12 protein-coding genes are annotated in these 14,159 nt (G+C 60.9%); 6 read left to right on the forward strand and 6 right to left on the reverse strand.

Annotated elements, in window-relative coordinates; genetic code table 11:
• Positions 1–344: 344 nt before the first annotated feature.
• Positions 345–1,556: an ROK family transcriptional regulator gene (locus tag N1937_RS17355; protein ID WP_017965894.1), complete on the reverse strand. Its 1,212-nt coding sequence runs from the start codon at positions 1,554–1,556 to the stop codon at positions 345–347.
• A gap of 223 nt (positions 1,557–1,779) precedes the next feature.
• On the opposite strand from N1937_RS17355, the gene N1937_RS17360 reads away from it, so the two are divergent.
• The 6 genes from N1937_RS17360 to N1937_RS17385 all read left to right on the forward strand — a co-directional run bounded on the left by N1937_RS17360 (position 1,780) and on the right by N1937_RS17385 (position 7,841).
• A complete protein-coding gene (locus tag N1937_RS17360) occupies positions 1,780–3,018 on the forward strand; it encodes an extracellular solute-binding protein (RefSeq protein ID WP_260056615.1) in 1,239 nt (412 codons plus the stop codon).
• A 74-nt stretch (positions 3,019–3,092) separates the two neighbouring features.
• A complete protein-coding gene (locus tag N1937_RS17365) occupies positions 3,093–3,977 on the forward strand; it encodes a carbohydrate ABC transporter permease (protein WP_170257927.1) in 885 nt (294 codons plus the stop codon).
• Positions 3,977–4,822, forward strand: coding sequence for a carbohydrate ABC transporter permease (locus tag N1937_RS17370; protein WP_260056616.1), 846 nt, complete (start codon positions 3,977–3,979; stop codon positions 4,820–4,822). Before N1937_RS17365 ends, N1937_RS17370 begins: the two co-directional genes overlap by 1 nt.
• The gene (locus tag N1937_RS17375; protein ID WP_260056617.1) at positions 4,819–5,841 is read left to right on the forward strand and encodes an SIS domain-containing protein; all 1,023 of its coding nucleotides are present in this window, start codon (positions 4,819–4,821) and stop codon (positions 5,839–5,841) included. Before N1937_RS17370 ends, N1937_RS17375 begins: the two co-directional genes overlap by 4 nt.
• Positions 5,842–6,771 carry a PfkB family carbohydrate kinase gene (locus N1937_RS17380; protein WP_260056618.1) on the forward strand — a complete coding sequence of 310 codons (930 nt, stop codon included), beginning with the start codon at positions 5,842–5,844 and terminating at the stop codon, positions 6,769–6,771.
• Positions 6,768–7,841 (forward strand): ABC transporter ATP-binding protein, encoded by a 1,074-nt coding sequence (locus N1937_RS17385; RefSeq protein ID WP_260056619.1) that lies wholly within the window; start codon positions 6,768–6,770, stop codon positions 7,839–7,841. Before N1937_RS17380 ends, N1937_RS17385 begins: the two co-directional genes overlap by 4 nt.
• 197 nt (positions 7,842–8,038) lie before the next feature.
• On the opposite strand, the gene N1937_RS17390 is transcribed toward N1937_RS17385, so the two are convergent.
• The 5 genes from N1937_RS17390 to N1937_RS17410 form a co-directional block, all read right to left on the reverse strand.
• Positions 8,039–8,866: a glycoside hydrolase family 16 protein gene (locus N1937_RS17390; RefSeq protein WP_260056620.1), complete on the reverse strand. Its 828-nt coding sequence runs from the start codon at positions 8,864–8,866 to the stop codon at positions 8,039–8,041.
• Positions 8,867–8,916: 50 nt separating this feature from the next.
• Positions 8,917–10,398: a lipopolysaccharide biosynthesis protein gene (locus tag N1937_RS17395; RefSeq protein WP_260056621.1), complete on the reverse strand. Its 1,482-nt coding sequence runs from the start codon at positions 10,396–10,398 to the stop codon at positions 8,917–8,919.
• A gap of 78 nt (positions 10,399–10,476) precedes the next feature.
• Positions 10,477–11,721, reverse strand: coding sequence for a glycosyltransferase family 4 protein (locus N1937_RS17400; protein ID WP_017965903.1), 1,245 nt, complete (start codon positions 11,719–11,721; stop codon positions 10,477–10,479).
• Positions 11,718–13,064, reverse strand: coding sequence for a glycosyltransferase family 4 protein (locus tag N1937_RS17405; protein ID WP_026154329.1), 1,347 nt, complete (start codon positions 13,062–13,064; stop codon positions 11,718–11,720). The genes N1937_RS17400 and N1937_RS17405 overlap by 4 nt, the downstream gene beginning before the upstream one ends.
• Entirely contained in the window at positions 13,064–13,801 is a 738-nt protein-coding gene (locus N1937_RS17410) for a Crp/Fnr family transcriptional regulator (protein WP_026154330.1), read from the reverse strand. The genes N1937_RS17405 and N1937_RS17410 overlap by 1 nt, the downstream gene beginning before the upstream one ends.
• Positions 13,802–14,159: the final 358 nt, after the last annotated feature.

Below are 14,159 nucleotides of genomic sequence, written 5' to 3' on the forward strand. Positions count from 1 at the left end.
CGTAAAAGGGACGCGCACTTTCAGCGCACGCCCTATTAGCTGGTTCAAATTGCCGCGGCCAATGAATATTACATGACATGAAATTATCTAAATACAGTTGTCATAAAACCTTCATACAACCATTATTCGCAAATCCTAGGGAAATATTTAGAGAAATTTCAAAGCTTGCTTCAGCATATTGCCAATAATTTACAGCTATATTCAAAACAATGGAATTTTAGGGGATATTTAATATTTATTTATACTGAAAGAGTGCCTTTATTCGGCTACTCCGCCGCAACGAAACTTGCAAAAACGCTGGCATTTTCGCCATTGCACTGGTGTGCAACCTCAGGATTTAGGCCTCAGGATTGAAGGGAATCCTTCAGGATCGCCGCAAAACGCGGATCGAATGCACGGCTGATCGGTCCGGCGGCAGCGCCAAGCGCCACCGACCAGGGATCGGCCATGCCGGGCTGCAGGCGCGGCAGCGTCCGGCCGCGACGTTCGGCGATCGACGGCAGCAACGGGCCGATTGCCGCAATCAACCTGTTCACCAGCGCTTCCGGCGCGCTGCCGCAGAGGATCACCGTCTGCGGATCGAACAGCGTCTCGATGAGATGGATGCTCCAGCGCAGGTCCACTGCCGCTGCTTCGACCCAGGTGTGGATGCTTTGATCGCCTCTCAAGGCAAGATCGTTGATACGTGCGTGCAGATGAGGATCGGCGGGATCGACCGATAGATGCTGATAGAGCGAGGCGAGCGAGGCGCGATGTTCGAGCGGCGTCGATTTGCCGTCGGCAAACAGCAGCGCCATGCCGATCTCGCCGGCATTGCCGTTGGTGCCGCGGTAGAGTTCGCCGTTCAGAATGAGGCCGGCGCCGATGCCATAGCCGACAAAGAGGCAGACGGCGTGGTCGAGGCCATGGGCAGCTCCCACCATGCGTTCGGCAGTCGCCGCCGCCGCCGCATCGTTTTGCAGGCCGACATCGAGCCCGGTGCCGGCGGTCAGCGTTTCCAACAACGGAAATTTCTGCCAGGCCTCCATCATCCAAGGATCATCGCCGCTGCCAGCAACCCCGAAAGGCCCGGGCATGGCGGCGCCGAGACCAACCAGCCGCTTTTCCGACTGCTGGACGATCCCGGCAAGCTTTGACCGTATGCCGGCGACGAGGTCGAGGATGACCTTCGTCCCGTTCGACGGACCTCCAGGTGGGAGGCCGGCCTCGTCCCGCACGAGAACGCTGCCGACGAGATCGACCGCGACCGCCCGCGTCACATGCCGGTCGATCTGCAGGCCGATCGCAAAGGCGCCCTCGGGAACCAGGCCGTAGGGTGTTGACGGCTGGCCTCTGCCCCTCCTCACCGTCTCCTGCGAACTGACGAGACCGTCGCGCTCAAGTTCCTCGATGATATTCGACACCGTCTGCTTGGTCAGCCGCGTCGCCCGCGCCAGATCGGCGCGTGAAAGCGCACCATTGATCCGGAGGGCATCGATCATCACGCGCCGGTTATGCGCGCTGGTGCCTTCGTGATTGGTGCCGCTCTTGGCCCGGATCGGGCGGCTGTCATTCATGTGCAATTCCCTCTTGACTCCAATAGAATGTTGAAGAAGTAATAAGTCAAGACACTTGACTTAATAAGGGACCGGAGAGTTCCAGGGAACGCAGGAGGCCGGCAAGGGCTCCGACGACGCTCCGAGACGACGAACCGGCACGCATTCCGCGCGTGCCTTCTCGAACACCGATGGCGGAGGACCGCCCTCGGTAATGCGTAAATGTCAAAAACTGGAGGCTGCAATGCTGAAATCCTTTAACAAGACGCTTCTGGGTGCGGCCTTGATCGGCGCATCCCTTGCGCCGCATGCTTTCGCCGAAACGACGCTGAACGCGCTCTTCATGGCGCAGGCCGCCTATAGCGAGGCCGATGTACGCGCCATGACCGACGCCTTCGCCAAGGCGAACCCCGATATCAAGGTAAATCTCGAATTCGTTCCCTATGAAGGCCTGCACGACAAGACGGTGCTGGCGCAGGGTTCCGGCGGTGGTTATGACGTCGTCCTCTTCGACGTCATCTGGCCGGCTGAATATGCCACCAACAAGGTGCTGGTCGACGTCTCCTCTCGCGTCACCGACGAGATGAGGAAAGGCGTGCTGCCGGGTGCCTGGACTACTGTGCAATATGATAGCAAATATTACGGCATGCCGTGGATCCTCGACACCAAATACCTGTTCTACAACAAGGAAATCCTCGAAAAGGCCGGCATCAAGACCCCGCCCAAGACCTGGGACGAACTGACCGAACAGGCGAAGACGATCAAGGACAAGGGCTTGCTTGCCACGCCGATCGCCTGGAGCTGGTCGCAGGCCGAAGCCGCGATCTGCGACTACACCACGCTCGTCAGCGCCTATGGCGGCGACTTCCTCAAGGACGGCAAGCCGGCCTTCCAGACCGGCGGCGGCCTCGATGCCCTGAAGTACATGGTCTCCAGCTATTCCTCCGGCCTGACCAATCCGAATTCCAAGGAATTCCTGGAAGAGGACGTCCGCAAGGTCTTCGAAAACGGCGATGCCGCCTTCGCGCTGAATTGGACCTACATGTACAACATGGCCAACGATCCGAAGGACAGCAAGGTCGCAGGCAAGGTCGGCGTCGTGCCGGCGCCCGGTGTTGCCGGCAAGAGCGAGGCTTCCGCCGTCAACGGCTCGATGGGCCTCGGCATCACCTCGGCCAGCAAGCATCCTGATGAAGCCTGGAAATACATCACCTTCATGACCTCGCAGGCGACGCAGAATGCCTATGCCAAGCTCAGCCTGCCGATCTGGGCGTCCTCCTATGAGGACCCAGCCGTCACCAAGGGCCAGGAAGAGCTGATTTCCGCCGCCAAGATCGGCCTGGCCGCGATGTATCCGCGTCCGACGACGCCGAAATATCAGGAACTCTCGACCGCGCTGCAGCAGGCGATCCAGGAATCGCTGCTCGGCCAGTCCTCTCCCGAGGACGCGCTGAAGTCGGCCGCAGACAATAGCGGCCTCTGATCAAGCCATGAAAACCCGGGCGGCGCCTGCCGTCGCCCGGTCTCCAAAACCTGTAATGAAGAAGGGTCGCCTTGATGTCGGGCACTTGGCTGACAACCCGCGCATGGCTTTTGATGCTGCCGCTTCTCGTGGTCATGATATCAGTCATTGGCTGGCCTCTGATCGATACCGTCGGCCTCTCCTTCACCGATGCCAAGCTCGTCGGCACGGAAGGAAACTTCGTCGGCATCGACAACTACGTGAAGATGATCTCCGGCTCGAATTTCCAGCGCACGCTCATCACCACAGCATGGTTCGCGATCGTTTCGGTCGCCGCCGAAATGGTAATCGGCGTTCTGGCAGCCTTGCTGCTGAACCAGCAGTTTCGCGGCCGCACCGCACTTCGCGCCCTGATGATCCTGCCTTGGGCGCTGCCGACCGTCGTCAACGCCACGCTCTGGCGGCTGATCTACAATCCGGAATACGGCGCACTGAACGCCGCGCTGACCCAACTCGGCCTGCTGGAGGCCTACCGCTCCTGGCTCGGCGAACCGGGCACGGCGCTGGCAGCCCTCATCGTCGCCGACTGCTGGAAGAATTTTCCGCTGGTGGCGCTGATCGCGCTGGCCGCACTCCAGGCCGTGCCGCGCGACATCACTGCCGCCTCGCTGGTCGACGGCGCCGGCGCTTTCGCCCGCTTCCGCTTCGTCGTTCTGCCCTATCTCGCCGGGCCCTTGATGGTGGCCCTGGTGCTGCGCACGATCGAGGCCTTCAAAGTGTTCGACATCATCTGGGTCATGACCCGCGGCGGCCCGGCCAACAGCACGCGCACGCTGTCGATCCTCGTCTATCAGGAAGCCTTCTCCTTCCAGCGGGCAGGCTCCGGCGCCTCGCTGGCATTGATCGTCACGCTGCTGGTGACGCTGCTTGCTGCCGGCTACGCCGCTCTGGTGCGCAGGACGGCGGGGAGTGCGGCCTGATGGAACGCCAGAGCCCGCTCTTTTCCGCCTTCATTTACCTCTGTGCATTGCTGCTTGCCGCCGTCATTCTGGCGCCGATCCTGTGGTTGTTCATCATGAGCATCTCGCCGGCCGCCGACCTTGCAGCAAAGCCGCTGCGCTGGTGGCCGCAGACAGCGGATTTCTCTCGCTACGGCGTGCTGCTCTCGACGCTCGAAAACAGCGCCGGCGCCGCCTTCACCTCGTCGCTGCGAAACAGCATCGAAGTGGCGGGCATGGCGACGATCGCCGCCATCGCACTCGCCATTCCGGCCGGCTGGGCTGTGTCGCGTACGCCTTCGGTCGGCTGGTCGCTGTCGATGGTGATCGCCACCTATATGTTGCCGCCGGTGGCGCTCGCCGTGCCGCTCTATATGGGCCTGTCCCATCTCGGATTGCTGAACAACGTCTTCGGCCTCGCTCTCGTCTATCTCACCATCCTTGCGCCTTTCACCACCTGGCTGATGAAATCGGGTTTCGATTCCATCCCGCGCGAGATCGAATCCGCCGCGATGATCGACGGCGCCGGCCTGTTCCAGACGCTGCGGATCATCACGCTGCCGCTGGCGGCCCCCGTGGTCGCGACGTCAAGCCTCTTTGCCTTCCTGCTTGCCTGGGATGAATTCTTCTATGCGCTGCTCTTCACCTCGGACCAGCGCGCCAAGACGCTGACTGTCGCCATTGCCGATCTCGCCGGCGGCCGCGTTTCCGATTACGGACTGATTGCGACGGCAGGCGTGCTCGCCGCCCTGCCCCCGGTGCTGATCGGTCTTGTCATGCAACGCGCCCTGATTTCGGGGCTCACCAGCGGCGGCGTCAAGGGATGAACATGACAGCAGAAAGAACCCGGCCGGCCGGACTTGCCGCGATCGATCGCGAAATGGCGCGCCAGCATGCCGATGCGATCGCCTCCTATGAAGCCGCCCAGCCGATGGCGGCAAGGGCCGCCGCCTCGCTGAAAAAGACCGGCAGGCTGCTGCTCATCGGCATGGGCGGCTCACATGCCGTCAACCGCGCCGTCGAGCCGCTCTATCGGGCCTACGGCATCGATGCCGTGGCCCTGCCGCTGTCCGAGCAGCTTGGCCAGCCGCTGCCGATCGCCGGCAGGACGATCTTCGTCACCTCGCAATCCGGCGAAAGCGCCGAGGTCGTGCGCTGGTTCGACGAGACCGGCGGCACGGAAGAGACTTTCGGCCTGACACTCGAAGGCGGCTCCTTCCTCGCAAGAACCGCCCCGTCGCTGGTCGGCAGCGGCGGCACCGAGCTAGCCTTCGCTGCCACCCGCAGCCTGACGGTGACCTTCGCTCTGCATCTGGCTATCCTCGCCGCCCTCGGCGAAAATCCCGACGCCGCACTTGCCGTCCTCAAGGCGCCTGAAGACCATGACATCACCGCCGCCCTCTCGGCACTCGAAAACGTCGTGACGATCGTCACGTCGGGACGCCGGCTGCAGGGTGTCGCCGAGGCGCTGGCGCTCGGATTGACGGAGCTGTCACGCCGTCCCTGCTTTTCGCTCGAAGGCGGCCAGCTGCGCCACGGACCGATGGAGATGCTGGGATCGGACATCGGTGTCGTGCTCTTCCGCGGCATGGACGAAACGGCCGGCCTGGTCACCGCAATGGCGGCATCCGCTGTCGAGACCGGCGCCCCGATCATCTTGTTCGACGCCTCGGGCGAAGCGCCGGTCGCCGGCGCGGTGACGATCCGCTTTGCGCCTGCAACCGGTCTTGCCGCGATCTTCGCCATGCTGCCGGTCGCCCAGCGGCTGATGATCGCCTTTGCAGATGCCCGCCTGGAGAATGCCGGAACGCCAGTCCGCTCCACGAAGATCACCCGGAGCGAATGAATGCGGCCGCTTGCAGTCATCGGCAACGTCAACATCGACCTGATCCTTGGACCGGCCGCCCCCTGGCCGAAGGCCGGGACGGAAATCATCGTCGATCATGACGAATTGCGGGTCGGCGGAGCCGCCGGCAACAGCGCGCTCGCCTGGCAAGCGCTTGGCGTCGAATTCGGGATCGCCGCCAATATCGGCAGCGACCAGTTCGGCCGCTGGCTGAGCGAAGCCTTCGGCCACCGTTCCGACAAGTGGCAGGTCCGTCCTGAGAAAACGACGCTCTCCGTCGGCATTACCCATCCGGACGGCGAGCGCACCTTCTTCACGACGAGGGGCCATCTGCCGCGCTTCAGTCTGGCAGACGTCTTTGCGGCCCTCGACGGCACTCGCCTCAGCGGCGGTTACGCCCTTCTCTGCGGCTCGTTCCTGACCGACGACCTGACAGCGGATTATGACGCCCTCTTCGACTGGGCCGACAGCCATGGCATCACCGTCGCGCTCGATACCGGCTGGCCGCTCGACGGCTGGACAAACGAGAATTGCGCGGCGACACGTGCCTGGCTCTCCCGCAGCGGTATCGCGCTGCTGAATGAGGTCGAATCGACGACGCTTGCCGGCATCGCCGATCCGATCGAGGCGGCCCGTCACATCAGGTCGCATATGCCGGAGGGCGCGATCATCGTCGTCAAGCAGGGCCCGGACGGCGCTCTCGCGATCGGGCCGGACGGCCTGTTGGTTTCGGTGGCGGCACCCGCTGTCGAGGTCGTCGATACGATCGGCGCCGGCGATGTCTTCAACGCCGCCTTCCTCGCCGCGCTCGCAAGCGATGAGCCGCTGATGTCCTGCCTGGAGGCGGGAACCGCAGTCGCCTCGCGCGCCATCTCCACCCTTCCCCGCAATTATGGCGGCCCGTCATCTCCTGAGGAGCCCGTGCGATGAGCGCGCTCGAAATTCAGAACATCCGCAAGACCTACGGCGACGTCGAGACGCTGAAAGGCATCGACATCTCATTGGAAAGCGGCGAGTTCCTGGTGCTGCTCGGCTCCTCCGGCTGCGGCAAGTCCACGCTGCTGAACATCATCGCCGGCCTTGCCGAGGCGACGAGCGGCGATGTCAGGATCGGCGGCCGCTCGGTGCTTAGCGTACATCCGAAGGACCGCGATATTGCCATGGTCTTTCAATCCTACGCGCTCTATCCCAATCTGACGGTGCACCGGAACATCGGCTTCGGCCTGGAAATGCGCAAGGTGCCGACGCCGGAGCGCGACAGGGCCGTACACGATGCCGCAAAGCTCCTGCAAATCGAAAACCTCCTCGACCGCAAGCCGAGCCAGCTTTCCGGCGGCCAGCGCCAGCGCGTCGCGATCGGCCGCGCGCTGGTGCGCAAGCCGGAGGTATTCCTTTTCGACGAACCTCTCTCCAACCTCGACGCCAAGCTGCGCATGGAGATGCGCACCGAAATCAAGCGGCTGCATCAGATGCTGAAAACCACGGTCGTCTATGTCACCCATGACCAGATCGAGGCAATGACCCTTGCAAGCCGCATCGCCGTCATGCGCGACGGCCGCATCGAGCAGCTGGGCACGCCGGAGGAGATCTACAACCGTCCGGCGACGCTCTATGTCGCCACCTTCGTCGGCGCGCCGCCGATGAACCTGCTGAAGGCGACGGCGCGTGACGGTCGCCTGGCGCTTTCAGGCTCCGATGCGATCCTGCCCCTGCACGCCCGTTTCCGAGAAGCGGCCGGCAATGGCGGCGAGCTTATCCTCGGCATCCGTCCCGAGGCGCTTCGCACGGACGGCACCGGCCCATCGATCGAGGCAACCCTTGAGGTCGCAGAGCTGACCGGCCCGGAACTCGTCGTCACTGCCCTTGCCGGAAATCAGCGCCTGATGGCCTGCCTGCCGCCGCGAACGCCAATCCGCGACAACGAAAAGCTCACTCTCTCTTTCGACGAGGAGGCAATGCACCTCTTCGACCCGGAAACCGGTCTCAGTTGCGGCCGTTAGTACAGGATGATTTTAGGCCGGATCGGCCTAAAATCTGAATCCTGTTATACATTATATAGTTAGAGCATGATGTCGTCCGAAAAGTGTGAGCGGTTTTACGATAACGACATGCGTAAAAACTAGGACCTAAAGCGCGAGGAGCGACTCTGAAAGATCGCAACGCGCTTTAGCGACCGAACGGTTTTCCAGTCAGTTGTTCAATTCGCTGCGTCAGTCGGCTTCCGCTGGTAGACGTGAATATAGTCGACGAGCAGGATGGAAGGGTTCGGCGTTTCATCGATCGGCCAACCCGAGCCGAGCGCCAGGTTCACCAGCGGATAGAACGGCATGTGGAACTCCTTCGGCGTATCGAAGCTCCAGATGAACTGACGGTCAAAGTAGAAGCTCGTCTTGTCAGCTTGGATATCGACGCCGTAAGTGTGGTATTCGTTGTTTAAAATTCCGTCCTGAACGGTTTGCCAATGGCCGCCGGTCGTGTTCTGGCCGCCCTGGCTCTGACGCCAGATATGAAAGCCCATGCTGAATTCGTAGGGCGCGCGTCCATAATATTCCAGGACGTCGATCTCGGAGGTGTATTTCGACCGGTCAAGCCCGATGAGCCAGAAGGCCGGCCAGACACCCTTGCCCGGCGGCAGCTTCATCCGTGCTTCGAAATAACCAAATTGCTGCGAGAAGCCTTCGCCTTTCGGGTTCACCGACGACAACAGGCCCGAGCGCCAAGTTCCATCGGCCTCCTTGCGCGCTTCGATCTTCAGAATTCCCTGATCGGTGGTAAACGGAAAGCCCGGCGCCGGGTCTGTGAACCTGGCGTCACCGAAATCGCCGTTCCAGGGCGTATGGGCGATCCAGCGGGAGCTTCTCTCCCCCCAGGCCGAGACGTCCAGACTGTCGAAACTTTCCTCGAACGTTAGCTGGTACGCATTGATATTGAGTAGTTGCTGAGCCTCGCTGGGCTGCCCGGGCAACGCCCCCAGGCCGAGAACAATGAGCAAACCCAGAGCCTTAGAAGATATCCCGTAACGCATCCTGCTCCTCCGAAAACGCCAAACCAATCGTTGGACTACACTTGTCTCGATCAAAAGGTGAGAACCCCGTTTCGTCGCGGCATGAGCCTTTGGACGACGATGGTCTCGATGCCGTCTGGCCTTCCGACAACCTGCCACAGCAACAGCGCGAAGGCCCAGAAGATCGCGACTGCTGCCCCGCCGCAAAGCGCCAGGCCGACGACAAGGTTTAGGCCGACAGGCATGGCGGCGAGCATCGGCGCCATCCACAGCAGGAAAGCGATCATCGGCAAGCTCGCGGACAGAGGCCGCAAAAAAGCGTTCAACTGAGCGGCAAACGTCGCGCCGATCAGCCGCCGCGTGATGATAAGCGATGCGGCATAGGCGACAAGCACCGCCACGATCCGCGCGCCCAATGCTCCTGCCACCTGAAAATAGACGATGCCCAGGACGGTGACCGGAACCCTGACGGCGAACTCGGCAAACATCCGGAGAGCGAGATAACGGGTCTTATTCAGGACCATGGCCAATGGCGGCATCATATTCGTCGGAAGACCGAGCAGACTGACGATGCACAGCCATTGCAGAATCGGCGCGGCGGATGCCCATTTCTCGCCAACGATGATCCGTACGGCCGGCTCGGCAAGAAGCGCCAGCGTGATGAGGATGGGCGCGGCCACGAAGGTGATCGCGTTCGTCGCCTTCAGATAGGCAGTGATCAGATTACGACGGTCATCGACGGTCGAGAATGCCGCCATCAGCGGGCGCAACAATGGCCCAACAAAGGTCTGGTATGGAATACCGGCAATATTGTCGGCGACGCTGAAGGCGCCGAAGGTCGACAAGCCGGTAAAGCGTGGCAAAAGCAGCCGGTCCAGTTGCCAGTTGATCGAACTCAGCACCTGCGACACGGTGTTCCAGCTGATCATGTCCTGAAAGTGCTTCCACTCGGAAAGGCTGAACCTCGGTCGCATCGGCGCAAAGACATAGGAGGTGATCGCCGCGGCGGTCGGGCCTGCAACCGCGCCGATCGCCAGTCCCCAATAGCTGCCGGTCGCGACCGCCACCCCGACACCGAACAGCAGTGTCGAACCCTTGGTGATGAGATCGAGTGCGAACTCGCGTTTGAAATCGAACCGTTGCATGAACAGAACCATGCGTGGGCTGATCACACTGCGCATCGCAGGCGCGATGGAGAGCACGGCGACAAGCGAGAAAAGCCGGGAATCGTCGTAGATCAGAGCCATTGGCCAGGAAATGATCATCATCAGTATGCTGATGGCCACGCCTCGAAGCAGGCTGAGGGTAAGGGCCGTGGCAAACATATCGTCAGAAGGCGACGGCTGGCGCATCAGGGCCTGCGTCAGCGGCAGGTCCAGGATTGTCTCGACGATGACCAGAACCGAGGTCGCGATAGCGACAAGGCCAAAATCTGCTGGGCTCAAAAGCCTTGCGAGGACCAGGAGGCTGACGAAATCGAGCAGTCGCGCCAGGAATTTTCCGCCGATTGTCCAGATACTCGCCGTCGCCGTCTTCTGAGATACGCTTGACATGATCTATCTTCTATTCCTCGTCGACGGATTGAGACGGTTTCGGTGGCAGCGGCAAACAGGCAGCTCCGTCCTTTTCCGTCAGCCCGGCCGTCTTCTGAAGACCTCGGCGGATCGGTCGCCATGGGTGGACAGTTGTTGTTCGATCAGGTTGGACAGACGGTCGCGGAACACGGTGGAAGAGAATTTCAGCGAGTGCGCGCGGATGGCATGCGGATCGATATCGTCCTCCACCTCTTCGAACGCCGCCATCGTTTCCAACAGAGCTTCCGTGGTCTGCTGCGCAAAGCGAAAACCGACCTGCGGCGAGGAAACGGTTTCTCTGGCACCGCCGGCGTCGAAAGCCAGGACCGGCCGCCCGGATGCCATGGCTTCCACCGGAAGGATGCCGAAATCCTCCGTGCCCGGAAACAACAGCGCGCGGCATCGCGACAGGTGGTCGCGCAGAATGTTGAAGGGCTGGTGGCCGAGAAACTCAACGGTCGGTCCGGCGATCGACTTCAGATAAGCCAATTGTTCTCCCTCGCCGATCACGACCAGCTTCCGCCCGGCCTCGGTGCAGGCGCGAACGGCGATATCCGGCCGCTTATAGGTGGTCAGCTGACCCGCATAGAGATAGAATTCGCCTTTTCCCTTCCCCACCGCAAAATCGTCCGTCGCAACGGGCGGATGGATGACGATGGATTCCCGGTCGTAGAAGCGGCGGATGCGGCTTGCGACATAATCGGAATTGGCGACGAACACATCGACTCGCGAGGACGTCGTCACGTCCCAGGCGCGCAGCATGGGCGCGGTGATCGACATCAAAGCGCGCCCAACCCAGGGCAGGCCATGACGGTAGACATGGAACTGATCCCAAATGTAGCGCATCGGCGAGTGGCAGTAGCAGACATGCAGCGCGTCGGCGCGCGTGATGATGCCCTTGGCGGGTCCGGATTCACTCGACAGCACGAGATCGTAGTCCTGCAGATCGAACTGCTCGAGCGCGAAGGGCATCAGCGGCAGCATCTTGGTATAATGCCGTTGCGCGCCGGGGATCTTCTGCAGGAAGGACGTGCGGATGTTCCGCGTCTTCAGGAAATCGCTGATGCGATCCCGGTTGCAGACGAGGGTGAAGATGTCGGCCTGCGGAAACATGCGGCACAGCTCTTCGACGACTTTCTCGCCGCCGCGCATCGAAACGAGCCAATAATGCACGATGGCGACACGAAGCTGCTTTGTGTCGCTCGCGCCTCCGGCATCAGTGACACGTCTTTTCGCCATGACAGGGGCATCGCCGAGAAATGCCCTCGCGTCGGGAAGAGAGGTTGTTGCTTTAAGAGTCAACTCAATACTCCTTGTATCACCACACCGTCTGTCAGCTCGGGAACCGCATTCGCCGAAATCAGGCTCTGGTATTCGGCAAGAAGCGCGTCGCGCCATTCCTCGTGTGTCGAGGCGAGATCCGGCGACAGCCGGAAAGCCCGCTCGCTCATGGCGCGGACCTCATGTCTCGGCATTTGGCTGAATCTCGTCAAAGTATCGGCAAAGGCGATTTCGTCAGCCGTATCGCAGGCAAGCGCCATGCCGGCTCTTTGCATTTCCTCGGCGAGAAAGGCGCTGCGCGACATGATGACCGGCAGACCGCTCCTGGCCGCTTCGATAGCGACGAGACCGAACGGCTCGGGATAGCGCGACGGCATCAACAGTGCGCGCGCCTTGCGGATGATCGGGCCGATCTCCGCATGCGACTGCCAGCCGACGGCCCTGACGTGATTTCCTGAAGCTGCGACCAGCGGCATCAGCGGCCCGTCCCCGATCACGCAGAGCCGGACGCCGGCTTTGCGCGTGGCGGCCACGGCGTCCTCTATGCCCTTCTCCTCATCCAGCCTCCCGATGAACACGAATTCGTCGTTGGCCTCCGCCTCGATGCGATTGATGGATAGCGGAGCAACGGGATTGCGGATCGTCGTCAGGCGTTCGGGCCGATATCCGGCGCCGACGAGAAAACCAGCCATCTTCTCGTGCAGCAGGATGATTCGGCCGAAATCGGCCTGATCCTTCAGCAGCCGTAGGATATTGGAGCCGCGGGCGACCCGCCATAATTTGTGGGAATAACTTCTCTTGTCGCAAGCCGTCGCAATGCAGCTTCCGCCGAGCGGGCGTCGAAGGCAGATTTCCTGTGCCTGATAGTCGAAGAAGGCGCCGTTGGGGCAGGCGGTAAAGAAATCATGCGCGTGAACCACGCATCGTCCGGCGACCGGCGCCAGTGCTCTGAAAATCGCCGGAGACAGGATCTGGTGCCAGCCATGGACATGGTAGACGGTATTGGCGGTGTCGTTTGCGGCAATCCAGTTCGCCACCATACGGACGGCGGCGCCGTTGTGAATGCCGGTCACGAAAGCCTTCGCACGCTCGGCGCTGAGCAGGTCGCGGCTGTTCAGACCGACCATCGAAACCCCGAGCGCGACAAGCTCCACATTGGCGGCGTCATCCCCGCAAATGTAGGTCACGGGGATGTCGAGCCCCCGAAAAAGCTTGGCGGACAGCACCGCCAGCGCCGTCGCGCCGCCTCTGGCCACCGAATAGTCGTCGATGATGACCACGCGATCGATCTTTGTCGTGCCTGGGCCGGGAAAACGGCCGACGCTTGCTGCGGATCGGAGAGCCTCGGGAAGCGATGGGCGCATCACTTCACCGAAACCGCGCCGTTGGCACACGCCTCCAGCGCCTTGCGGTTGAGAATGCGGATCTTGCCCTGCCCGCCGTCGATGATCTTGTTTTCCCGCAGGCGCCGCAGGCATTGATTGACCTTCTCGCGGGACGCCGGCAGCGTCGCGGCCAGGTCATTTTGCGAGATGATTAGTTCGTCGCCGCTATTTGCCGCATCTTTTCCATAAACAGCGGAGAGCCGCAGCAGCGTGCTGGCCAGCCTCGACTGCAGGCTCGATGCCGCATTGGCAATGATCCGGAGTTCAAGCTCTGAAATACGCGCCAGCGCCCTGGAGAAAACCTTTTCGCGAAAGCTTGGATCGCTGGCGTACATATCGCGCAGCAGCCGGCCTTCGAAGAAATGCAGTTCGCAGTTGGAACCGGCGCGGTATTCGAGACTCAACGTCTGCCTACGCAGGACCTCGAGCTCGCCGATGAGGCCGGATTTCGGAATAATCTCGACGATGAATTCCCTGCCGTCGGGCAGCATCGTACTGGCGCTGACCACCCCCGAATGGACGCGCGCGAAGGTATCGACGAGGACGCCGGCCCCGGCGATGACTTCGCCGCGCCGGAACCGCCGGACGCTCGACCGGCAGGAAAGAAATTCGTCGTCGATGACGATGCGGCTGTTGAGATGAATGCTGCCGTTAGCCGATATCGCCGGCTTGCCGATGCCGGCCCTGCGATCTGATGTGTGTGTCGCCCCATCCATGCGCATAACTCCGAATACTCGAATAACCATAGAAAATGCTGCACTGCATCATTTATATTGCCTTAATATGAGAGTCAAATAACATCAGCGAAATTTTACGTAAAGATAAAGCATCTATTTAGATTCAAAACAAAATATACATCACGAACTGAATTCAAAATCTCAGTTGAGCCAAAAAACCGCCGTTTGATCGAATATGACTGCCTATTAAAATGGCTTACTGAATTAAAAACAGCAATAATCGAAATGGTGATATCAAAACTGATAAATAAGTATCAGAAGATAATCGTCCCGAATTAGCTTAGATTGTCGTTTGAAATGAAAAGAAGGCCGTCATGGTGTAATCCAAACTCTCGAT

This window comes from Rhizobium sp. WSM4643 (assembly GCF_025152745.1).
Taxonomy (GTDB): Bacteria; Pseudomonadota; Alphaproteobacteria; order Rhizobiales; family Rhizobiaceae; genus Rhizobium; species Rhizobium leguminosarum_I.